Genomic DNA, 23,013 nt, shown 5'->3' on the forward strand with positions numbered 1-23,013 from the left:
AAAAAAGGCCAGCGAATGGGTTCGCTGGCCTTTTTATTATTGTTTGGCTTCGAGTTCGATTGATTGTCCGGTAAACGGGTGTTTAAAAGCGACGCGGAAGGCGTGCAAGAAGTATTCCCCGTTGTCAGTCGGCGGGCCTCCGTATACTTCGTCTCCGATGATCGGATGCTTGACGTGCGACAGGTGGGCACGGATCTGGTGTGTACGCCCAGTCTCCAAAGTTAGATGAAGCAGGGAGCGGCCATCTGCCCGGTTAATGACCTGGTAATGCGTCACAGCACTTTGCCCGTTTGGCGAAACGCGGCGGCGCGTGGCGTGGTGGCGGTCTCGGCCGAGCGGGAAGTCGAGCGTCCCGGACTGTCCGCGGACGAGGCCTTTAACAAGCGCTTCGTATTCACGCTGCACAAGTTTTTGTTCAACCATGCGGTCCATGACGTTTTTGGCGACCGGGTGTTTAGCCAATAGCAATAAACCGGAAGTGCCTTGGTCAAGGCGGTGGATGTGTTCAATATATGAACTGCCAGATTGTTGGACGTAAGCGATCAAGCCGTTGATGAACGTATCGTCTTGAGAGTTATCGTTCGGATGCGTGGCGAGCCCTTTTGGTTTATTGGCAATGATGAAATGCTCGTCTTCAAATAAAATTTCCGGTTCGATTGACGGGTTCGGCCGGTACGGCGACTCAGCTTGTGGAATCGTAACGATCAGTTTCGTCCCTTTATCAAGCGGTTCTTGCCAGCGGGGTTCTGTGCCGTCTTCAAGACGGACACCTTTAGCCATGCGCAGTTCGTGCACCGTCTTTTTGCCGAGGCCCCATTCGTTTTTTAATAAGTCCGTAACGGTCATGCCTTGTTCTGGGATTTGGTAAGTCCAATTCATTGTTTAGTCCTCCATAAAAACGGGATCATGCGCGCGGCACATGATCCCGTTTTAGTTTATTTTTTCACGACTTCCTGGAAAAATTGTTCGATGTTCTCTTTCGGCTGTGCGCCAGTCCAGCGGGCGACTTCCTTGCCGTCTTCATAATGAACAAGTGTCGGGGTTGCTTCTATTGCATAATCCGACCAGCCTTGTTCATATTCGAGCAAGTTGTACTGCAGCACATCGACTTCCATATCTTCTGCTACAGGCATCAAGATGGGCGTTGTCTGTTGGCAGAACTGGCAAGTTGGGCTAAAGAAATAGACAGTTGTCGGCTCGCCGTTTTGGATTTGTTCGTTGACATCTTCAGGCAACGCGATGTTCTGGTAGTTTTCATCGTCGAGTTGATCGATGGTGGATGGTTCCAAATCATCTGTGCCGTAAGGGTTGTTTGCCAGTTTCTCATCTTGCGATTGATTGGTCAAAAAGACAATCAAGGCGAAAATGGCAAGCACGACGCCGGCGATAATCAGCAATTTTTTCATTTTATTGTTCCTCCTTCAATGATTTCCACAGATAAACACTCGTTCCAGCAATCAAAGCGAAGGCGATGAGTGCGAGAAACGGGATGGTGATAAATCCGAGGTAATTAATATATTCCCCTGTGCACGGCACTTGTCCGCATGAGGGTGCCGAATCCGACAAGAACCGGAGTTTTTGAATGCCGTAATGATACAGCGAAACCGACCCTCCGATAACGGATAGCACGAGCGAAGTCATAGCGATGCGCGGGTTTTTCTGCACATAGGCCACGCCAAGCACAAAGACGAGAGGATACATGAAGATACGCTGCACCCAGCACAGTTCACACGGGACGTACCCGCGCACTTGGGAGAAATACAGCGAGCCCAGCGTCGCAACGAGCGACACTGCCCACATGAATAGCAAACTGTTTTCTTGACGCTTCGTCATTTTTGTCCCTCTTTTCCACAAAGCTTTCCTTTTGAAGTATAATTCTTAACATCATACAAGTAAAATAATATCAACAACTCGGCGTATGGGCTATAATGAACTTTGACACTTTTGTGAAGGAGCGCGGTAACGTGGCAGAACAATTCGATTTATCCCATTTTGAAAAAAGCATGATCATCCGCGAGATGAGCTATGCTGATATACCTGCCATTCTGGAAATGCAGCAGCTTTGCTTTCCGGGCATGGAACCTTGGAAAGAAGAGCAGCTGAGAAGCCATTTAGGCGTTTTCGCACAAGGACAGATGGTTGCAGAACTCGACGGCAAAGTCATCGGCTCCTGCTCGAGCCTTTTGATCAACTTTGATGAATACGATGATCGTCATACATGGGACGATGTCACTGATGGCGGTTATATCACCAACCATAACCAAGACGGCTATAATATGTACGGCATTGAAGTGATGGTGCATCCTGAATACCGCCGCATGCAAGTCGGGCAGCGTTTGTACGAAGCGCGCAAAGAACTCGCGCGTGAACTGAACTTGAAGTCGATCATCATCGGCGGGCGCATCCCGAACTACCATAAACACGCAGACGAAATGTCGCCGCGTGAATACGTTGATTCGGTATCGCGCCATAAAATCTATGATCCCGTTTTGACGTTCCAATTGATGAACGGTTTCCAGCTCATGCGCATCAACCCGGGCTATTTGCAGGACGATAAAGCCTCAGGCAAATACGCAACGCTTATGGAATGGAACAATGTCGATTACAAACCGATCTCGAAGCGCCATTTCAAAACGAGCTTGCCGGTACGCATCTGTGTCGTGCAATACTTGATGCGCGCCATCAATTCATTCGACGACTTGGCGAACCAAGTCGAGTACTTTGTCGACGTGGCGTCTGATGCCCATTCAGATTTCGTCGTGTTCCCGGAAATTTTCACGACGCAATTGATGTCGTTTTTGAATGAACCATCGCCAAGCCAAGCGGTCCGCAAATTGACGGAATTCACGCCGCAGTATATCGAACTGTTCACGGATCTCGCTGTCCGCTACAATGTCAACATCATCGGCGGGTCGCATTTCGTCAAAGAAGAAAACGACGAAATTTACAACATCGCGTATTTGTTCCGCCGGGATGGCTCGATCGATAAGCAGTACAAAATCCACATTACGCCGAACGAACGCAAGTGGTGGGGCATTTCTGCAGGCGACTCCGTGCGCGTATTCGATACGGATTGCGGCAAGATCGCCATTCAAATCTGCTACGATATCGAGTTCCCTGAACTGGCCCGCATTGCGACGGACATGGGCGCGAACATCATCTTCTCGCCATTTTGTACAGAAGACCGCCAAGGCTATTTGCGCGTCCGTTATTGCGCACAAGCACGCGCAGTCGAGAATCAAATTTATACGGTCATTTCCGGAACGGTCGGCAACTTGCCGCAGACGGAAAACATGGACATTCAGTATGCCCAGTCTGGTATCTTCGCGCCAAGCGATTTTGAATTCGCCCGTGATGGTATCGTCGGGGAGACCAATCCGAACCTGGAGATGGTTTTGATTGGGGATGTCGACCTTGAAATTCTTAGACGCCAGCGCCAAGACGGCACGGTCAAGCAATTAAAAGATCGCCGCCATGATGTATACCGTGTGGAATACAAACAAGATTAACGCCAGCCGCTCCGAATAGGGGCGGTTTTTTTGTGGGAAATTTGGTAAACTGATAAGTAATTGGAGGGATGAACCATGGAATGGAAACAGCGAATGCAAAAATGGCTCGGACACGAGGGGCTTGATGTCAACACGAAACAACAACTGCAAGTCTTATCGGAAGACGCGCAGCTGGCAGAAGATGCGTTTTATCAAGATTTGGTGTTTGGGACGGGAGGCATGCGCGGAGAAATTGGGCCGGGCACGAACCGAATGAACGTCTATACCGTCAGAAAAGCATCAAAAGGCATTGCTGATTACATTGAAAGCTTTGGCGCTGAGGCAATGAACCGAGGCGTAGCGATCGCGTTCGATAGCCGCCGCATGTCACCGGAATTTGCAGAAGAATCGGCGCGCACATTCGCAGCAGCGGGCATTCGTGCGTATGTCTACGAAGCGCCGCGGACCACACCTCAATTATCGTTTACGGTACGTGAGCTGAATGCATTCATGGGCATCGTCATCACCGCAAGCCACAACCCGCCTGAGTACAACGGGTATAAAGTATACGGCGAAGACGGCGCGCAATTGGATTTAGAGGCAGCGGACCAAGTCATTGGCTTTGTCAGCCGTGTCGAAGATGAGTTGGCCATCAATAACGAAACCTACGATTCTTCCTTATTAGAAGTGCTCGGTGAAACGCTCGACCGTGCTTATCTCGATCAGGTTTTGACTGTGCAGGAAGCGAATGTTGAGCCGATCAGCGCGATTTTCACACCGCTCCATGGGGCATCAGGGACGACCGTTCGCCGAATATTCGATGAAGCGGGCTATAGCGGAATCAGCTATGTAGAGGAGCAGATGGCACCAGATGGTGAATTCCCGACAGTGGCATCGCCGAATCCGGAAGAGTCATCGGCATTCGACCTTGCTCGCCAATACGGCGAACAACAAACCGCTGATCTGTTGATTGCCATCGACCCTGATGGCGACCGAGTGGGAGCAGCAGTTTGGACCGGCACGCAGTATGAACTATTAACCGGCAACCAAACCGGCGGTATTTTGCTGGAGTATTTATTGCATCAGAAAAAAGCCAAAGGGGAATTGCCAGCAGACGGGCGCATCTTCAAGACCATCGTGACTTCCGGATTTGGTGAAGCGGTTGCTAGAAGTTATGGTGTTGAGAGTGAAGATGTGTTGACGGGCTTTAAATTTATCGGCGAGAAATTGCGCGAAAACGACGAAAACCATGCCTTTACGTTCTTGTTTGGGTATGAGGAAAGCTACGGCTATTTGATTCGTGATTTTGCCCGCGATAAAGATGCAGTGCAAGCAACATTGCTATTGGTTGAAGCAGCTGCATACTATAAGAAGCAAGGCAAAAACCTCTACGGCGTATTGACCGAGTTGTATGAGCGCCACGGTTTTTACCGCGAATCGCTCGTTTCGGTGACGAAAAAAGGCATTGAAGGCGCGCGCGAAATTACCCAGCTGCTCAGTGGCTTACGGGAATTGCCGCCCGAGTCGATCGCGGGCATCAAGGTAGTGAAAATCGAAGACTACGACAGCCGGACACGGACATTGGTCGATATGGGGACAAGTGAAGCGATCATCTTGCCTCAGTCGAATGTCTTGAAGTATTTCTTAGAAGACGGGTCGTGGGTTTGCGTTCGCCCAAGCGGCACTGAACCGAAAGTGAAATACTACCTCGGCGTCAAAGCGGACAGTCAGCAGGAAAGCGACGAAAAACTGGAATTATTGAAAGAATCATTTCTCGACATCGTTGCGAACCGGTGAAAAATGCTCCCCATAGAGGGAGCTTTTTCATTCGAAAGAATGAGGCAAGCGTGCGGTTCTTACGGTTACAATAGCAACTAGGAGGGGTCAGCCCATGGTGCCTGAGCAGCATTCGGATGTTGTGTTATTAAAGGAAATCGCAGAGTTGTTGAATGAAGAAACGAATATGGAACGCATGCTGAATGGTGCGATCAACAAACTGTTACAGAACTCCAATTTCGAGACGGCGTGGATCTTTTTCATTGACGAAAAAGGCAAGCACCGTCTGGTAGCACAAGCCAATTTACCAGATGCCCTTCAAGAGCGGGAATGCCGTCATTTGACGAAAGGCGGCTGCTGGTGCGTCAAACGCTACCATGACGGCGATTTGGAAAAGGCGTCGAATATCATCGCCTGTCAGCGCATTGAAAATGCTAAAGCGGCGCATGGCAAAATCGATAGCATCACGCACCATGCGACCGTGCCGCTGCAGTCGGGCAAGGAAAAATTTGGTTTGCTCAATATCGCGGCAGCGGATACGGTGCGCTTTTCAAAAGATGAATTGGCTTTATTGGAATCGGTTGCGTTCCAGATCGGTTCCGCCATCAAGCGCATCGTCTTGACCAAACAAGAGCAAGAGCTGGCACTCGTTAAAGAGCGCAACCGGCTTGCGCGGGATCTGCACGATTCCGTCAATCAACTGCTGTTCTCGGTCACGTTGACGGCGAGGGGCGGCATTGAAATGGCGGAAGACGAAGCGCAAAAAAGCACATTTCGCGATATTAAGCATCTCAGCCAGGAAGCGCTCAATGAAATGAGGGCATTGATTTGGCAGCTGCGGCCAAAAGGACTCGAGAGCGGTTTAATCGACGCCATCAAAGCTTACGGGGAAATGCTCGGACTGTCGATGGAAGCAAAAGTGACGGGCGTCATTCAATTGCCGTCGCGCACAGAAGAAACTTTGTTCCGGATTGCCCAAGAGGCGCTGAATAATGTGCGCAAGCATGCGGGCATAAGCGCTGCCCAAATCTATGTAACGATAACTCCGACAGATGTCTTGTTGGTCATCAAAGATGAAGGGCTCGGCTTTTCTCCCGCATACGGCGAGATTCCATCGATTGGCATGCAAAGCATACGAGACCGCGCAAAAGCAGAAGGCGGGACGGTTGACTGGTCGAGCGAGATCAGCAAAGGAACGGAAATCCTGGTACGGATTCCGTATTAAAGGAGTGTCACGATGAGAGTATTGATTGCGGATGATCACCACGTAGTAAGAAGAGGGCTGCTGTTTTTCTTGAAAACGCAAAAAGACATTGAAGTGGTGGGGGAAGCGGCGAATGGCGTCGAGGCTGTCAAAATGGCAGGTGAGCTGCAGCCGGATATCGTCTTGATGGATCTCGTCATGCCGGAAATGGACGGCATCGAGGCTACTCGGAACATCAAAGCGTCTTATCCGGAAATCATCGTCTTGATGCTGACAAGCTTTTCAGACCGCGATCACATCCTGCCGGCAATTGAGGCAGGGGCAGCTGGTTATCAGCTAAAAGACATCGAACCGGATGAACTCGTCGAATCGCTGCGCAGTTTGATGCGCGGGGAGAATACGCTGCATCCGAAAGCGTCCTCGGAACTGGCAAAAGCGCCGGAAGCCCCGCCGCCTCATGTGCTGCATCCGTTGACGCCAAGGGAAGCGGAAGTGCTTGCGGAGTTAACGAAGGGGAAAAGCAACCGGGAAGTGGCGTCTGCTTTGTTCGTGACGGAGAAGACAGTGAAGACGCATATTTCCAATATCTTTATCAAACTCGAAGTCCAAGACCGGACGCAAGCAGCACTTTATGCAGTGAAGCACGGATTGACAGAATATGTTAACTGAAGGAAATAAAAAAGACTGCCGGATTTTCCATCCGGCAGTCTTTTATCTCTTCTTGATGGGGCGGCTGCGGTATTCTTTCGTGCGCTGTTTCCACACTGCCCGTTCTGCCTGTTGTTTGGCAGCGTCACTTTTTCGTTCGATATAGTCGAGTTCACGCAGTAATTTCAAATAGCTCGCATAGCGGTCTTCCGGCAATTCACCGGAAGCGAGTGCCGATTGAATGCGACAGCCGGGTTCTTGCTGGTGGCTGCAATCACGAAAACGGCATTCGTCGGCAAGGCTCGTGATATCTTGAAAGCTTGCCTCAAGCCCGTCAGCGGAATCGCCGAGCTGGAATTCACGCATGCCTGGTGTATCAATCAGTAAGCCGCCGCCTGGCAGCAACACCAGTTCGCGATGTGTCGTCGTATGGCGGCCTTTGCTGTCGTCTTCCCGGATCTCCTGCACGGCCATTTTATCGCTATGAGTCAAAGCATTGATCAGCGAAGATTTGCCGACCCCTGATGAGCCAAGCAACGCACCAGTTTTGCCATTCGTCAAATAGCGGTCAAAAGCTTCCATGCCCGCTCCGGTTACAGCCGACACGGCAAACACATCGACGCCCAAAGCGGTATCAGCAACTTCTTTTAAGTAAACCGAAGGGTCCTCGCATCGGTCGCTTTTTGTCAGCACGACGACCGGCATGGCACCTGAATCCCAGGCAGCGACCATATAGCGCTCCAGACGCCGGACATTGAAATCGTGATTGAGCGACATAACCAAGAATACATAGTCGAGATTGACGGCGATGGTCTGCATGTCGGACGTTTCCCCGGCCGCTTTTCGGGTGAATCGTGAACTTCTTGGCATGAGGTGATGGATAATGCCTTTGTCTTCTCCAGGCATTTGTTCGAGCGCCACCCAGTCACCAACACAAGGGAATTCATCGGGGTTATGGCTATGGCGGTAAGTTCCGGATAAAGTTGCCGGCCATTCACCGAAATCGGTTATAACGCGGTAGCTGCTTTTGTGTTCGAGAATGATGCGACCCGGTATTTTCTGTTCAGGCAATGTTTGTGCGAATGATTCGTTCCATCCGTATTGGGTAATAATTGACAATGTAACTTCCTCCTATAAAAACGCATAATAAAAAACCATGGCTGCAATAATGCTTGCCATGGTTTCCGCGCGTTAGGAAAAAAGCGTATCGTCAGCGATACACAGAGGGAGACACCATAGCAAACACTATTAAGTTACGGGTTGCACGAACTGAAATAGCCACCATAATACCTCACCTCTTTCCATTAGTTACACCCATCATACCGGTAAATAAATGGCAGGTCAACGTTTTTTTAGAGTATTACGACAATGAAGTGACAAGCGGGCGCTTTCCACCAGCAAGATCACATGGACAGGCAGAGCTGATGGGCTGCGATGGCGCGTGGCCAGCGTTTGTACCAATTAGAATAAGGGAACAGGGTAATAGGCCATTATTTTATTAAGGGGGGAAGTCATGAAAAAAATCTTCTATAATTGGCGGGAAAAGCTCTGGGTGACTCCTGCTATCTATAGCTTCCTTGCCATCTTATTATCCATCGCCTTTTTTTATGTGGATTTATTGCTAGTCCAGCAATACCAAGAATTCATTCCGGATATTTTGTTGACGAATGTGCAATTGGCCCAGACGATCATGGGAGCGCTCGCAGGTGCGTTATTAACGATGACAACCTTTACGTTCTCTACCATACTCGTCGTCTTGACGATGTATTCCTCTCAGTTCTCACCGCGAACCTTGAAAAATTTCGTCCATGATCGGCTGACTTGGCGCGTATTGGGTGTGTTTTTAGGCGGGTTTATCTACAATACGCTGTCATTGATGTTCATGCGAGACGCGCTCTATACACATGATGTCATCTCGACTTTCGTCGGCATTGTCATTGCGTTTTTCTGTCTGTCGACGTTCGCTTATTTTATTCACCATATTGCGACGAATGTGCAAGTCGAGAAGTTGATTCAAGAGCTCGAGGAAGATGCTGAACGGATTATCGACAGTTATGGTGAAAAGCAGAAGCAAGAAATGGAAATTGAATCGGAATGGAATCCAGACGGTTTTGTCGAGACAATCACGGCTGAAAATGACGGCTATATTCAGTTTCTGTATTTCGACAAGCTGACAGACTATGCCGTAGAACACAATCTGGAAGTGGAAATTTTTCATGGCATCGGTTCCTATGTTCATGAACAGACGGCTTTATTCCGTGTTTATCAACGTGAGCAGGACGAAATTGACCTACACCGATTTATCACGATCGGCACCGAACGGACGACCGATCAAGACCTCGACTTTGCCATTCAAAAAATGGTAGAAGTTGCACTCAGAGCCATTTCGCCAGGTATCAATGACCCGAACACGGCGAATGGCATCATCATCCGTATCGGGCGGCTGTTAGGGAAGGTCAGCCATTTGGAGACAGGGGCCATTACCATCACAGACGATCAGCAAAAAGATCGCATACGGTATCCCTTCTTTACTTTCGACCAGTTTCTGTATCTGACATTCCATCAACTTATTCATTATGGCAAGGAAGATGTTTCGGTAGTGGCGGCTATCTTCGAAGCATTGACAAATGCTGCGCAAATATCGGAAACGGCGCGCCATGAAGCCATTTGGGAAACGCAACTGCATGTTCTGGAACATTTAGAGGGCTCACCTTTTAAACGCTTGGATCGGCGTTTTATCCAAGGGAAAATGGACATACTGGCACAAGTGATGGACCGTCGTCCTGTTCTGCTAAGTGATTACCTGCTTGATCAGGAAGCATAAACAGAACTTATGCCTTTTGAATGCTGCAGGAAAAGGAGGGAATTATGAAAGATTGGCGATGGCTTGAAGGGATTGACGTTTTGAAGGACTTGTCCGTAGCCGAATTTTTTCTGTTTTTTTTGTATTTAGTGTGTATAGTAATCGGGAAATGGCTAGCCCAATTTATTTTAAAACGAGTGATCAGCCATAAGGGCTACCAAGAGAGAGTTTATCCCATTGTTGAAGATGTATTGAATTGGTTGGCCTTTTACGCTGGCATTTTATTGTTCTTGTTCTATTTTTGGGAAGAAGAGTGGCTGAAGACGCCTTTTTATGAAACGGAAGGGGTAGACGTCTCTATTCTCCTAATTGTGGTCGCGATCATGATCGTTACTTTTTCTAGCCGTGTCGTCAAAGCATTCAATCGGTTTGTCATGCCTTATGTTTACGGGCAGTTCGATGTAGAGCTTGGCACGAGCTATACGATTAATCGGCTCATTTACTACACCGTCATGTTCTTAGCGATTGCCATCAGTTTTACACTTGTCGGCCTGGATCTGCGGGCGGTCGGCGTGGTCTTCAGTGTGCTCGGCATCGGTATCGGTTTTGGTGTCCGCAATATTGCCGCGAACTTTGTATCGGGCATTATCATTTTATTCGAACGGCCGATGGAAGTCGGCGAAATGGTCGAGATCGATAAAAAAATTGGGCGCATCACCAAAATCAAATTGCGTTCGACTGTCGTCGAAACGCTAAAAGACGGCACACTTGTCGTACCGAATCAGTATTTCATCGAGCAGATCGTTAAGAACCGTTCGGGAGCGAAACTGTTCGCCCGTGTCGTCGTCAGCGTCGAGTACGGCTTCGATACGGAGCTGGTGGAGGAGTTGCTGGTGCAAGCGGCGGAACGCGGCATCCTAAAAGTCGACGGCGTGCCGGATGAAAAGCCTGACGCCCAGTTTATCGACTTCCACAATTCCTCGATGGATTTCCAAGTGGAAGCGCGTGTCTTGGATGTGGAAATGAAAGACCTATTGGAAAGCCGGATTCGCCACGCCATCGCTGCCTTATTTGTGGAACATGGCATCCGCCTCGCGTCATGGCCTGGCGAGCGAACTGAATAAAAGAACCGCAAAAAACGCCTGATCACAAAAAATCAGGCGTTTTTTCTGTATCAAGGGGATTGGATTCGGGTGTATATCCCGCCAGCTGTTTCCACGCGACGGGCCAAGGAGCTGTGCATTTCAAAAATCCGTCCGCCAGAGAACTCGAGCACGCTGCCGTCGTGGAAATAATAAGCGACAGACTCAATGGAACTGGCTCCATCTTGTTGGTGAAGGCGCTCTTCGACGCGTTCGAATTCATCCCATGTGTAAGTAGAGGAGACTAAAGACAAAGGAGGGTTGTACGTGAAGCGCTCGCTCGTCATGTAATAATAATCCCCGATCGATAAAGCGATCGCCACAAGCCCAATCGCTGCAACAGCGCATGACAACAGCCAAGACTTCAGCGGCTGCTCGATTATCGCTGCGATGAATAACGCAGCAGCCAGCAAGACCATGCCGCCCCGCCAAGCACGAGCGACCAGAAGGAAGTGCCGACGAGTTCCGCCTCCGGTGTAATGAAAGCGACTTTTGCAGGGTAAAACACGGCTGCTGGGACAAATACAGCAGATAGCAGCAGAATGATGCCAAGCGTAATCAAAACGATTTTTTTCTGATCGTAAAAATCAACCATCCTCTTCGTCCTCCTCAATCGAGTAATCCGGTTCTATATGTACGAGGACGACACAATTCGGTTTCACTTTTTGGATTTTCCGCTCAATCTCTTCGGTGATCCAATGACTTTCAATGACATTCAAATAAGGCGCGACGCTGACAGTCAAATCAATAAACATAACATTTCCATGTGTACGGCCTTTGAAATCACGCAAGTCCAATACGCCTGGCACACGACGAATGACAACTGAAAGCGATTCGACAGTTTCTTCGTCGAACGCATCAGTCAAGGTCAAAACCGATTCACGGAAAATGTCCAAAGCTGTTTTGATAATGATCAGTCCGACAAGAAAGGCCGTGATTGAATCGATCAGTGGCGCGCCGAAAATGGCCGCGATGATGCCGATTCCGGCTCCGATGCTGACAAGTGCATCGGAACGATTGTCGTAAGCAGCTGCCCTGACTGCAGCACTTTTGATTTCGTTGCTCAACTTCAAATTATAGCGGTAGACGCCATACATGATGGCTGCCGACAAAAACGCGACGACAGCGGTCAGTGGAGACGGCGGGATGAGAGAGGGATTGAACACCGTTTTCACTGAATTTAACAGCACTTGCAGCCCGATGACCGCCATGATGAACGAAGCCAAGAGAGAAGCGATGGTTTCGGCCTTTAAATGGCCATAATGGTGATTGTCGTCGGGTGGTTTTTGGGAAATTCGCAAGCCGATTAGCACAGCGACAGAAGCGACGATGTCAGTGACATTGTTTAGTCCGTCCGCTTTCAGCGCTTCGGATCCGCCCCAAAATCCGGCGCCGAGTTTGATGGCGCTTAAAAACAAATAAGCCCCGATGCTGAGCCAAGCGCCTTTTTCTCCTTTGCGAAGGTTATCGTATAATTCCATTGCCATTCACCTCCAGATTGGATTGTGGGAAAACGGAAACGACCCTCCAAAAGAGGGCCGTATCGCATCAACTATTATACAGGAAGATCTTCATCAGGTGCTTTTTGAGCTTCTAAATAAAGAATATGGTGGCCATCGACTTCCCGGATGCGGAATTCGTAGCCTTGTTCAATGATTTTCTGGCCTTCGACTGCATCGAAATCCATATCCATAAACCAGCCGCCGATCGTATCGATGTCTTCTTCGTCGATATTGATTCCAAGGATGGCGTTTACGGTGTTGAGCAATAGTTTGGCATTGAAAATATAATGGTTGTCGCCAAGCTTTTGGACATCGGGGGCTTCGTCGACGTCAAACTCATCCTGGATATCGCCGACGATTTCTTCGAGTATGTCTTCGATGGTGACAAGACCGGAAGTGCCGCCGTATTCATCACGCAAGATGGCCATGTGGATGCGCTCGCGTTGAATTTTCAATAACAACTCATTGACAGGCACTGTTTCAATGACTTGAATCACCGGCTGAATAAAAGCGGAAACCGGCAGATTCCCAGTATCGGGATTTTTCACGTAAGCGCTCAGCAAGTGCTTCATGTTAACGACGCCAAGGACATGGTCTTTGTCGCCGTCCGTAATCGGGTAGCGGGTAAATTGCTCGATGCCTTCTAATGTAAACACTTCGCGTAAACTCACATCGTGGGCGATAGTGCTCATCTCCATCCGCGGCACCATGATTTCTTTGGCGATGCGTTCATCGAATTCAAAGATGCGATTGACGTAATCGTATTCAGATGCATTGATCTCTCCGCTCTTCAAGCTTTCAGACAGCAACAATTTCAACTCTTCTTCAGTATGGCCCATTTCGCTGCGTGATAATTTTTGAATGCCGAACAATCCCGAAATCAGGCGGGCGATGGCACTGAAGAGAAAAATAAAAGGGAACAACAGCCAGTAGGTAGCAGCGAGCGGTGCGGCGAACATTAAAATAGCACGCTCCGGGTTGCGAATGGCAAAGGTCTTCGGAAACAGCTCGCCGAACACAACTAATAGCAAAGCCACAGCTAGAAATGCCGTCAAAAAGCTAATCCATCCAGCGCTTGTTGAAGCACCGGGGAAGTTGGCGGCAACGGGCACGAACATTTCCTGTATAAGCGCATGGCCGAGCCAGCCAAGCCCAAGCACCGATAAAGCCATGCCGACTTGACAGGTAAACAGATAGGTATCGGCATGTGTGGCAATTTTTATGGCGGCTTGAGCTTGTTTTTTGTGTTCAGCAATCGTTTCATCGAGACGGGATTTGCGAACATTGACAATGGCGTATTCACAAGCGGAAAAGAAAGCGGCAGAACTGATCAAAGCGGCGATTGCCGCTATTCGTATGGGAATGTCCAAATGGCTCCTTTACGCCGTTCCACTTAGGGAAGGGCGCAAAGTTTGCACCTCCTGAAAATGAAAGATGAAATAATCATGGCAATTCCGAATGACAAGGGCCTGTCGGACTCAAGGCTCGGTTCCGCGTTTTGAAAGCGCAGTTCCAGCTTTACATTAGTATATCATTAAAAAGATTAATTATTCAGTGAAAAAGAAAATGGATATGAAGTGATCACAAGCGATAATCAACGAGCTGCTCGTGCATACTCGTGAAACGTGATATTTACATATTGCCTATGCACCGCTAAAAGAAAGTCCGGCTATTTTGTGAGGGAAGGTGGATGTCATTTTTCCGTTAGGATATCCTTAGCCCGCCCGGCTTCTCCATTGCGACTGGTACCTTCGGAATGGTAATCTAGTTGAAACAAGCTCTGGTAAAAAGCACCTTGATTGGGTGCTGGCTATGTTCTATAGAAATGGAGAGATGCGATTTGGATACGGCAATTCGGAAAGACCAACAAGATCCACTGGCTAAATTCAAGGAACAATTTTTTGTAGAACCAGGAACGATTTATATGGATGGGAACTCACTCGGCCTGATGTCAAAACGAGCTGAAGCGAAGCTGGTGGAGCTGATGGAAAGCTGGAAACAGTTTGGAATTGAAGGCTGGACAGAAGGCGAGCATCCGTGGTTCACGCTTGCGGAATCGATGAGTGAACAAGCGGTGCCATTATTCGGCGCGAAAGCACATGAAGTCATGGTGACCGGATCGATCACGTCAAATATCCATCAGATGTTGTCGACGGTCTATGCACCAACAGATGAGCGTTTCGTCATTTTGGTCGACGAGCTGAATTTTCCGTCTGATATTTATGCCGTAGAAAGCCACCTGCGCCTCCGTGGACAAGATCCTGCAGTGGCAATGCGCAAAGTAAAAAGCCGCAATGGCTATACGCTCGAAATGGAAGATATCGTGGCGGAGCTACAAGACGATGTCGCCGTGTTGTTATTGCCATCTGTCCTGTACCGAAGCGGGCAATTGCTGCCGCTCCGCGAAATCACCCAAGCGGCGCATCAAAAAGGCATTATCGCCGGATTCGACTTGGCCCACTCGGCGGGTGCGATGCCGCATGAGCTGCACGCGGACGGCGTGGATTTTGCTGTATGGTGTCATTATAAATACATGAATTCCGGCCCGGGCGGTACGGGAGGCTTGTATTTACACGAGCGTCATCACAATTTGAATCCTGGCATTGCCGGATGGTTCGGTTCGGACAAGGCCAAGCAATTCGATATGGACCATAGCTTCACGAAAGCGGAAGGTGCGGGTGCTTACCAAGTCGGCACGCCGAATATTTTCAGCATGGCGCCATTGATCGGCAGCTTGGAACTATTCGAGGAAGCAGGAATCGATCAAATCCGCAAGAAATCATTAGAATTGACGGCGATGCTGCGTGAAAGGCTTGCGGAGTTAGTTCCTTCTTTGATAGACGTCACGCCTCAAGCAGATGATGACAGAGGCGGCCACATAGCGCTTGCACACAAAGAAGCGGCACGCATTTGCAAAGCTTTGAAAAAAGCAGGGATCGTTCCGGATTTCCGCGCGCCGGATATCATCCGTCTGGCACCGGTCGCTTTTTACACGAGCTTTGAGGATGTGGAAAAAGTGGCGCTTGCCTTGCAGGAAATTATTGATCATGAACTTTATAAAGAATTCAGCAACGAACGAAATGTGGTGGCGTAAATGAAATCCATCATTGATATTTCCATGACGCTTGATGCCGCCACTCCGGAATGGCCAGGAGATACACCATTTGCTTATCGCTTATCGGTAACAAAAGAACAGAGCGGTTCGGTGAATATTGGGGAACTCCAATCGAGCACACATATCGGTACGCACATCGATGCGCCATTTCATTACGATGAACAGGGCTTAAAAACCGACGAGCTGCCGCTCGATGTCTATTTGACGACAGCGCAGGTGATGGAGGTGACGGGGCATGAGCACGTGAAGCTGAGTGATTTGGATGAGCTTAGACAAGGCGTCAGCGCTGTGCTTTTAAAGACAGCCTCTTGGCAAAATCGCAGCAAATTCCCTGGCGCTTGGCCAACTTTTGACCCGGAAATCGCGGAATGGATGAAAGACCACAATATCCGACTGCTCGGCGTCGATGTGCCATCAGTAGATCCAGAGACGAGCAAAGAACTGCCGATGCACCACGCCATGAATCGTAATGAGCGATTCATTTTGGAAGGCATCGTTTTAGATGGTGTCGCAGCTGGAGTTTACCAGTTGGCGGCATTGCCCCTGAAGATCCGCGGCGGGGAAGGCAGCCCGGTTCGCGCAGTGCTTTATACAGAATAGAAAAAGACGCCATTCAATTTGAATGGCGTCTTTTTTTAGTATCTTTTTCATTGTGTAGGCTGTGACCTGAGAAGTGGTTCCATTTGTTTAATATTCATCGCGATGGCATCGCAGACTTCCTGGTATAAAGCCCATTTTTCGTCTTTGTCTGTGCTGCGGATTTCCGGATTCGGGATATCCCAACGGACCAGTTTTTGCATGGGCAGATCATCTGGGATATCAGCCTGCTCGAATTCTGCATCGTGCAAAGCGATAATTAAATCCGCTTGTTGGACTTCTTCTGCATTGTATAGACGTTGTTCGACTGGCGGAATTTCCATGATGATTTCTTTCAGCACTTCAATCGGAATGTCATTGAAAGATGGTTGATTCCATGCCGCACTTCTGATGTCCCAGTCCTGCAACATTAAACGGCTCGCCCAAATTTCAGCCATCAGCCCGCGATGTTGATGTGATGATAGAAAATATACAGTATGTCTCGGCATGGCTGATCCCTTCTTCCTTTGTTATTTCCCAGCTGGTTCAATTAGTATTCTTTACCCATATAGGAAAGTAGGCAAACAGATAAATATATGATATTCATTTAATTATGTCAAAAATATGTCATAAAAATAAACATCCCCCCTTAGAGAGGGGGATGTCCGCGCTTAAGGAGGATTATTTCACTACAAGAACGGTGCAATTTGAATCTTTGATCAGCTTACTGCTAATGGAACCGACGAAAAACTTCTGCAACCCGGATTTTCCGCTATTGCCGACAATCAGTAAATCAATATTCTGTTCGTCGATAAATCCAGTAATTGTTTTGATGACCGGACCTTCAAGTGCCAGTACCGATGCTTCTGCATTTTTAGCGTCGAGCTGCTGCTGGATGGAGTTGTGCATATGCTTCGAGTATTCTGATGCACGGGCTGTGTCCACTTCTCGCGGTGGCCGGTAGCCATCGTCGCCAATTCCCTGCGGCATGAACTGTGCATAGGAACTGTCGACATTTGCAGAAGTGACCGGCGCGGAAGCATGTCCAACGTCCATATAGCCCGTGCGTTCTTGCGCTTCTTCGTTGACATAAAGTGCTGTCAATTTGGATTCTGGAAGAATTTTGGAAAGTTCTATGCCTTTTTCAAGTGCTAGCCGGCTGCCTTCCGATCCATCGTATGCGATTGCAATGTTCTTATACATTTCTTTCACCGCCTCAATTTGCTGTTATTCTCTTGTTCCCCCAAATATGAACATTGCAAACCTTTCAGTCACAGGTGCGAACGCCAGTCAAGAGGTACGACTTTTGACTGAATTGGCCTTTTAGTTCAAAATAGCTTGACAATTCAAAAAAACGAGTGGTACTCTTGAACTAACAAATATATGGAAAAGGAGGTTTGGACAATGAAAAAAATTCAAAAGGCGTTAAACACCAATTGCATAGCATTGCCAGGCTCTCCAACTATTTTTCATTGATATTTACTTCGTGACTAGAAATATTCGGGTTGGGTCTGTGCACCCAGTCCTATTTTCAAGAGCGCATGCCTGAAAACGGGTATGCGCTCTTTTTGTGTGGTTTAACCAGCTAGGCTGCTTAAATAAATAAGTAAAATCGAGGGAGAGAAGCATTATGGGAAATTCTCATGTAAAAAAAGCACTAATCAAGGAATCGCTTGAAGGCGATTAGTCAAATTGAAAATGGAAAGAAGGCGTAACGAATGTTTGATGTTTTATGGAAATTAAAATGGTTTTTTAAAGAAAATTGGCTGCGCTACACACTGGCAGTCGTGCTATTATTCGTAGCAAATATTCTCGAAATTGTGCCGCCGTGGCTCATCGGTGTGGCTATTGATGCCATCGCCCAGCAGGAACTGACCGGTGAATTGCTGTGGCAGTATGTCATTGTGTTACTTGTCGCGATGGTGCTGGCGTATGTCATCAATTTCGTCTGGCAATATCAATTATTCGGAGGAGCTTATGTCATTGAGCGGCAATTGCGATCGAGCTTGATGGGACAATTTCTCAAGATGACTCCGACATTTTATGAAAAAAACCGGACGGGGGATTTGATGGCCCGTTCGACCAATGATTTAAAGGCGATTTCCGAGACGGCAGGATTCGGCATTTTAACGCTTGTCGATTCGACTTTATACATGGCAACGATCATCGTGGCAATGGGTGTGCTGGTTTCTTGGGAGCTGACTTTCCTGGCAATCTTGCCACTGCCGGTGCTTGCGATTGTCGTTCAATTGCTCGGCAAAAAAATTCACGAGCGCTATACGTTAGCACAAGACGCGTTCGGTGATATGAACGATAGTGTCCTGGAATCGGTCGGAGGTGTCCGTGTCGTCAGAGCGTATGTACAGGAACGTTCGTCTGAAAAGGAATTTCAGGACATGACGCAAGATGTCTACGACAAAAACATGGCAGTCGAGCGCATCGATGCCTTGTTCGCGCCGGTTACGAAAGTGCTGACAGGCATCAGTTATGTCATTGGCCTCGGCTATGGTGCATTTCTGGTTTCTGAAGGAACGATGACTTTGGGCGATTTGGTCGCCTTCAATGTTTATCTCGGCATGATCGTCTGGCCGATGTTTGCCATCGGGGAATTGATCAACATTCTGCAGCGCGGCAATGCATCAATTGACCGAGTCAATGAAACCTTGGAGTACGAGGAAGATGTCGTCGACCCGAAAACGACAAGAAACATGGGGCAACCGGAACGCATTGGATTCCGCGACTTCGGCTTTACGTATCCGCAATCGACAGCGATTAATTTGCAAGGCATCAACTTGTCGATGAACAGCGGACAGACGCTCGGCATCGTCGGCAAGACCGGAAGCGGCAAGACGACTTTTGTTAAGCAACTGCTGAAGGAATACCCGACAGGAGAAGGCTCTTTGACGATGAACGGCATCGAAATCAATGAGTTGAGCAAAGCGCAACTTCGCGATTGGGTCGGCTATGTGCCTCAAGACCATGTGTTGTTTTCACGAACCATCTTAGAGAACATCTTGTTTGGCAAAGCAGATGCGACACAAGAGGAAGTTGCCGAAGCCATTAAGCTGTCTTATTTTGAAAAAGATTTGGCGATGCTGCCGAATGGCTTAGAAACGCTAGTCGGTGAAAAAGGTGTCGCATTATCAGGCGGCCAAAAGCAGCGCATTTCAATCGCGCGGGCAATCATCAAGAATCCGGAAATTCTTATTTTGGACGATTCCTTATCGGCAGTCGATGCCAAAACGGAAGCAAAAATTATCGAGAATATCCAACGCGAGCGTTCAGGCAAGACGACGATTATTACCACACACCGCTTGTCTGCTGTTAAACACGCTGATTGGATCGTTGTGCTCGATGATGGCCGCATTATCGAAGAAGGCACACATGAGAAGTTAATCGCAAAACAAGGCTGGTATCACGAGCAATTCCTCCGCCAGCAAATCGGGGAGGTGCAATAATGGGAACAGGAAAACGATTAACGAACTATGCATTGCAATTTAAGAGCGTTATCATCTGGGGCTTGGTGTTTCTGGCGATTGCGGTAGCCGCCGATCTAGCAGCGCCTTTGATCGCTATGGAAATTATCGATGAACACATCTCAGGTGCTGGAGCCATTGAATTTGGCCCGATTGCACAGCTATTGGCCTTGTTCTTCGGCTTATCGATCGTTACGGCCGTGTTTCGCTACCTGCAGTATATTTTGCTGCAAAAAGGTGCGAACCGCGTCATCCGTAAAATGAGAACCGATGTTTTCGAACACGTCCAACGCTTGCCAATCAGCTATTTCGATAATTTGCCGGCAGGAAAAGTGGTCGCGCGCATCACCAATGACACCGAAGCGATCCGCGAGTTGTTCGTCACGGTGCTTGCGCAATTTGCGACGAGCTTCATGTATATGGCCGGTATCTATGCTGCTCTTTTCTATCTGGACTGGCGCATGGCGGCGATTGCCTTTGTCCTTGTGCCGCTATTGTACGGCTGGATGCTCATTTACCGGAAATACGCATCGAACTTTAACCACATCGTCCGTGAAAAGGTCAGCGAGATGAATGCCATGATCAACGAATCGATTCAAGGCATGAGCATCATCCAGGCGTTTCGCCGCGAGAAACAGATGAAAGGCGAATTTGAGGAGCTGAACCAAAAGCATTTTAAGTTCCAGCAGAAATTATTGGTACTAGAAGCAGCCGCATCACATAATATGGTCGGCGTCTTGCGCTCGATAATCTTTGTCTTGTTCATCTGGTACTTCGGCGGGGCATCAATGACTGGCAATACAGTGGTTACAGTCGGGGTGCTGTACGCATTTGTGGATTACATTATCCGTCTATTTAATCCGATCAGCGGCATCGTCAATCAATTCAGCCGTCTAGAACAATCACTCGTGGCAGCGGAGCGCGTCTTTCGCTTGCTCGATCGTCCGGGTGAAGCGGTCAGCGACGAGCGGGTGGAACGCTACCAAGGCAATGTCCGTTTTGAACACGTCTGGTTTGCTTATAAAGATGATGAGTATGTGTTGAAGGATTTGTCTTTCGAAGCGAAACAAGGGGAGACGGTTGCGCTTGTCGGCCATACGGGATCTGGGAAAAGTTCGATCATGAACTTGCTATTCCGTTTTTACGACGCAACGAAAGGGCAAATTTTAATCGACGGCGTCAACGTCAACGATCTGCCAAGGCAGGCAGTTCGTGAACATATGGGGATCGTGCTTCAAGATCCGTATTTGTTTACGGGAACAATCGAATCCAATATTACGCTTGGAGACGAACGTGTCAGCCGCGAAAAAGCAGAAGCGGCACTTGCAGCAGTCGGCGGGGAACGGGTCACGAAACATTTGCCAGCTGGCATCGATGAACCGGTCGTGGAAAAAGGCAGCACACTTTCTTCTGGCCAGCGCCAGCTTGTGTCCTTTGCCCGCGCCTTGGCATTCGATCCGGCGATTCTGATCCTGGACGAAGCGACATCGAACATCGACACTGAAACAGAAGAGATCATTCAGCATGCGATGGATGTCTTGAAAAAAGGGCGGACGACTTTCATCATCGCCCACCGCTTGTCGACCATTAAGAATGCGGACCGCATCTTGGTGCTCGACCACGGAGAAATCGCGGAATCCGGCACGCATGATGAATTGATGGAACACGGCGGCATTTACCGCCAAATGTATCGCATCCAATCAGGGATGGCCACTACCCAGAACATCGGGTAAGGGGCCGCCCTTTTTTTTGTTTGGATGGAGCAATTCGCTATGGTTGTGAAACCGGCGGCTCTATCTTTATAATATAGCTACAGCTCATGACAAAAATAAAAAAGCGCCGGAACTTTGCCGGCGCTTCAATCGTACACGTGATAGAGCATTAGCTCATGGACCATTTTTTTGATGGCTTCTTCATCCTGTGGCGGTGCAGATTGCCAGACAATCGAGCCGTCCGGATGATACTCGCCGCGAATGCGTTCATTGCGGTAAAAGAATGAGATGTTCCAGCCGGGCAGCCGGCTGTCTTCGAACATCGGCTTGAATTTAAAATGCTGCAGCATCAGAATCCCCCTTTGATCGTCTCTTCCCATTATAGGGGAAGCGGCGCAATAGACAAAGAAGAAATGAGTGACCTTAGTTGAATATTCTACTGACATTAACATTAATGGCCTTTATCGGCGCTTTGATCGGTGGCATGACGAACCATTTGGCGATCAAAATGCTGTTTTGGCCTTACGAAGCGAAATATATCGGCAAGTTTAGGCTGCCGTTCACCCCGGGGCTGATCCCGAAGCGGAGAGATGAATTGTCGCGCCAGCTGGGCCGTACGGTTGTTGAACACTTGTTGACACCGGAAACCTTCAAAAAACGCTTTTTCAATGAAGCGATGCACAAGAAAACCGAAGCTTGGCTCAATCGTCAATTGGATCTGCACCTGTTTTCTTCAACGCGCACATTCAATGACTGGCTAGATCTCGCCAATCAACAAGGCGTGGAACGCAAGCTTGAAGCACAGCTCGACGGCTTGGTCGATCGCAACCGGGAGGCAGTCGAAACTTATGTAGCTGGGAAATCCGTTCGTGAATTGCTGCCGGATGCCTGGAAGCCAGGAATTGAAGAAAAGATTTTCAGCGGCGTCAAATACGCCATTGACAGGGGTTCGGATTATTTTGAATCGCCTGCGGGGCGACAGACCGTTAAAAGCCTATTGGATGAATTTTTGGTGTCGCGCGGACGTTTCGGCACAGTGCTCCATAATTTATTCGGCGATTCGCAGTCCATCACGAACAAGACCCAATCGGAAATCATCAAATTCCTCAACTCGCCAAAAACTTTCGAGCTGCTGGGCACATTGGCATTCCGCGAATGGGAAAAGCTACAGGACAAGCAGGCAGATGAACTCTTGAAGGAATTTGATGCAGAACCGGCAATTGCAGCCATCAAGCAATATGTCCGCGATCAAGCGGGCATTTCCGCGAGGTTAGACACATCACTTGCAGAGACATGGCCTCGGGGGTTAGAATGGACGAGTGTCAATATTACGCCTCTTGTTACGGACTTTGCGTTTGAAATGGGAGAGCAGAAGTTAGAAGAGACCATATTGAAAATCGACATGGAAAATATGGTTAAACAGCAAGTCGATTCTCTGCCGCTCAGCCGATTGGAAGAATTGGTGCTCGGGATTTCACGGAGAGAATTCAAGATGATCACGGTACTGGGCGCATTTCTGGGGGCTTTATCGGCATACTCCAGGGTTTGCTCGTCACGGTACTGAATTTAGG

Annotated in this window: 22 protein-coding genes; 11 read left to right on the forward strand and 11 right to left on the reverse strand. The window is 48.6% G+C overall.

Features of this window, described 5'->3' with window-relative positions; all coding sequences use genetic code 11:
- Positions 1 to 36: 36 nt before the first annotated feature.
- The 3 genes from BBI11_RS05170 to BBI11_RS05180 are packed head-to-tail and all read right to left on the reverse strand — an operon-like array spanning position 37 to position 1,833.
- Entirely contained in the window at positions 37 to 879 is an 843-nt protein-coding gene (locus BBI11_RS05170; RefSeq protein ID WP_068461207.1) for an RluA family pseudouridine synthase, read from the reverse strand.
- Between the two features lie 56 nt (positions 880 to 935).
- Positions 936 to 1,406 carry a thioredoxin family protein gene (locus tag BBI11_RS05175; RefSeq protein ID WP_068461209.1) on the reverse strand — a complete coding sequence of 157 codons (471 nt, stop codon included), beginning with the start codon at positions 1,404 to 1,406 and terminating at the stop codon, positions 936 to 938.
- 1 nt (position 1,407) lies between these two features.
- Complete coding sequence (locus BBI11_RS05180; RefSeq protein WP_068461211.1) at positions 1,408 to 1,833, reverse strand: disulfide oxidoreductase; 426 nt, start codon at positions 1,831 to 1,833, stop codon at positions 1,408 to 1,410.
- Between the two features lie 131 nt (positions 1,834 to 1,964).
- Between BBI11_RS05180 and BBI11_RS05185 the strand changes: the two genes are divergently transcribed.
- The 4 genes from BBI11_RS05185 (at position 1,965) to BBI11_RS05200 (ending at position 7,137) form a co-directional block, all read left to right on the forward strand.
- Positions 1,965 to 3,509: a carbon-nitrogen hydrolase family protein gene (locus tag BBI11_RS05185; protein ID WP_068461213.1), complete on the forward strand. Its 1,545-nt coding sequence runs from the start codon at positions 1,965 to 1,967 to the stop codon at positions 3,507 to 3,509.
- A gap of 75 nt (positions 3,510 to 3,584) precedes the next feature.
- Positions 3,585 to 5,285 (forward strand): phospho-sugar mutase, encoded by a 1,701-nt coding sequence (locus BBI11_RS05190; RefSeq protein WP_068461215.1) that lies wholly within the window; start codon positions 3,585 to 3,587, stop codon positions 5,283 to 5,285.
- Between the two features lie 94 nt (positions 5,286 to 5,379).
- Positions 5,380 to 6,489 carry a GAF domain-containing sensor histidine kinase gene (locus tag BBI11_RS05195; protein WP_068461217.1) on the forward strand — a complete coding sequence of 370 codons (1,110 nt, stop codon included), beginning with the start codon at positions 5,380 to 5,382 and terminating at the stop codon, positions 6,487 to 6,489.
- 12 nt (positions 6,490 to 6,501) lie between these two features.
- On the forward strand, positions 6,502 to 7,137 hold the full coding sequence (locus tag BBI11_RS05200; RefSeq protein WP_068461219.1) for a response regulator transcription factor: 636 nt from the start codon (positions 6,502 to 6,504) through the stop codon (positions 7,135 to 7,137).
- A gap of 42 nt (positions 7,138 to 7,179) precedes the next feature.
- On the opposite strand, the gene rsgA is transcribed toward BBI11_RS05200, so the two are convergent.
- A complete protein-coding gene (rsgA, locus tag BBI11_RS05205; protein WP_068461220.1) occupies positions 7,180 to 8,235 on the reverse strand; it encodes a ribosome small subunit-dependent GTPase A in 1,056 nt (351 codons plus the stop codon).
- A 394-nt stretch (positions 8,236 to 8,629) separates the two neighbouring features.
- Here rsgA and BBI11_RS05210 point away from each other — a divergent pair, with 394 nt between their 5' ends.
- Positions 8,630 to 9,940 (forward strand): DUF2254 domain-containing protein, encoded by a 1,311-nt coding sequence (locus tag BBI11_RS05210; RefSeq protein WP_068461221.1) that lies wholly within the window; start codon positions 8,630 to 8,632, stop codon positions 9,938 to 9,940.
- A gap of 44 nt (positions 9,941 to 9,984) precedes the next feature.
- Positions 9,985 to 11,043: a mechanosensitive ion channel family protein gene (locus BBI11_RS05215; RefSeq protein WP_068461222.1), complete on the forward strand. Its 1,059-nt coding sequence runs from the start codon at positions 9,985 to 9,987 to the stop codon at positions 11,041 to 11,043.
- Positions 11,044 to 11,093: 50 nt separating this feature from the next.
- Here the strand turns inward: BBI11_RS05215 and BBI11_RS05220 are convergent, their stop codons facing one another.
- From BBI11_RS05220 to BBI11_RS05235, 4 genes are all read right to left on the reverse strand, one after another.
- Complete coding sequence (locus BBI11_RS05220; protein WP_068461224.1) at positions 11,094 to 11,480, reverse strand: hypothetical protein; 387 nt, start codon at positions 11,478 to 11,480, stop codon at positions 11,094 to 11,096.
- Entirely contained in the window at positions 11,441 to 11,656 is a 216-nt protein-coding gene (locus BBI11_RS05225; protein ID WP_068461226.1) for a hypothetical protein, read from the reverse strand. The genes BBI11_RS05220 and BBI11_RS05225 overlap by 40 nt, the downstream gene beginning before the upstream one ends.
- On the reverse strand, positions 11,649 to 12,542 hold the full coding sequence (locus BBI11_RS05230) for a cation diffusion facilitator family transporter (protein WP_068461228.1): 894 nt from the start codon (positions 12,540 to 12,542) through the stop codon (positions 11,649 to 11,651). Before BBI11_RS05230 ends, BBI11_RS05225 begins: the two co-directional genes overlap by 8 nt.
- A 74-nt stretch (positions 12,543 to 12,616) precedes the next feature.
- Positions 12,617 to 13,933 carry a hemolysin family protein gene (locus BBI11_RS05235; RefSeq protein WP_237150321.1) on the reverse strand — a complete coding sequence of 439 codons (1,317 nt, stop codon included), beginning with the start codon at positions 13,931 to 13,933 and terminating at the stop codon, positions 12,617 to 12,619.
- Positions 13,934 to 14,388: 455 nt separating this feature from the next.
- On the opposite strand from BBI11_RS05235, the gene kynU reads away from it, so the two are divergent.
- Positions 14,389 to 15,657: a kynureninase gene (gene kynU, locus BBI11_RS05240; protein ID WP_068461229.1), complete on the forward strand. Its 1,269-nt coding sequence runs from the start codon at positions 14,389 to 14,391 to the stop codon at positions 15,655 to 15,657.
- On the forward strand, positions 15,658 to 16,278 hold the full coding sequence (locus BBI11_RS05245) for a cyclase family protein (protein WP_068461231.1): 621 nt from the start codon (positions 15,658 to 15,660) through the stop codon (positions 16,276 to 16,278).
- Between the two features lie 47 nt (positions 16,279 to 16,325).
- Here BBI11_RS05245 and BBI11_RS05250 read toward each other — a convergent pair whose 3' ends face one another.
- Together BBI11_RS05250 and BBI11_RS05255 are read right to left on the reverse strand one after the other, a co-directional pair.
- Positions 16,326 to 16,712, reverse strand: a complete 387-nt coding sequence (locus BBI11_RS05250; RefSeq protein ID WP_237150322.1) for a phosphatase — start codon at positions 16,710 to 16,712, stop codon at positions 16,326 to 16,328.
- 223 nt (positions 16,713 to 16,935) lie between these two features.
- Entirely contained in the window at positions 16,936 to 17,457 is a 522-nt protein-coding gene (locus BBI11_RS05255; RefSeq protein WP_068461235.1) for a universal stress protein, read from the reverse strand.
- Positions 17,458 to 17,972: 515 nt separating this feature from the next.
- On the opposite strand from BBI11_RS05255, the gene BBI11_RS05260 reads away from it, so the two are divergent.
- Together BBI11_RS05260 and BBI11_RS05265 are read left to right on the forward strand one after the other, a co-directional pair.
- Entirely contained in the window at positions 17,973 to 19,712 is a 1,740-nt protein-coding gene (locus BBI11_RS05260) for an ABC transporter ATP-binding protein (RefSeq protein ID WP_068461237.1), read from the forward strand.
- A complete protein-coding gene (locus BBI11_RS05265; RefSeq protein ID WP_068461239.1) occupies positions 19,712 to 21,463 on the forward strand; it encodes an ABC transporter ATP-binding protein in 1,752 nt (583 codons plus the stop codon). The genes BBI11_RS05260 and BBI11_RS05265 overlap by 1 nt, the downstream gene beginning before the upstream one ends.
- 125 nt (positions 21,464 to 21,588) lie before the next feature.
- Here BBI11_RS05265 and BBI11_RS05270 read toward each other — a convergent pair whose 3' ends face one another.
- Positions 21,589 to 21,792: a YheE family protein gene (locus BBI11_RS05270; protein WP_058381306.1), complete on the reverse strand. Its 204-nt coding sequence runs from the start codon at positions 21,790 to 21,792 to the stop codon at positions 21,589 to 21,591.
- A 77-nt stretch (positions 21,793 to 21,869) separates the two neighbouring features.
- Here BBI11_RS05270 and BBI11_RS05275 point away from each other — a divergent pair, with 77 nt between their 5' ends.
- Entirely contained in the window at positions 21,870 to 23,006 is a 1,137-nt protein-coding gene (locus BBI11_RS05275) for a DUF445 domain-containing protein (RefSeq protein ID WP_237150323.1), read from the forward strand.
- Positions 23,007 to 23,013: the final 7 nt, after the last annotated feature.

The sequence above is a fragment of the Planococcus maritimus genome (genome assembly GCF_001687625.2).
In the GTDB taxonomy this organism is placed as follows: domain Bacteria; phylum Bacillota; class Bacilli; order Bacillales_A; family Planococcaceae; genus Planococcus; species Planococcus maritimus.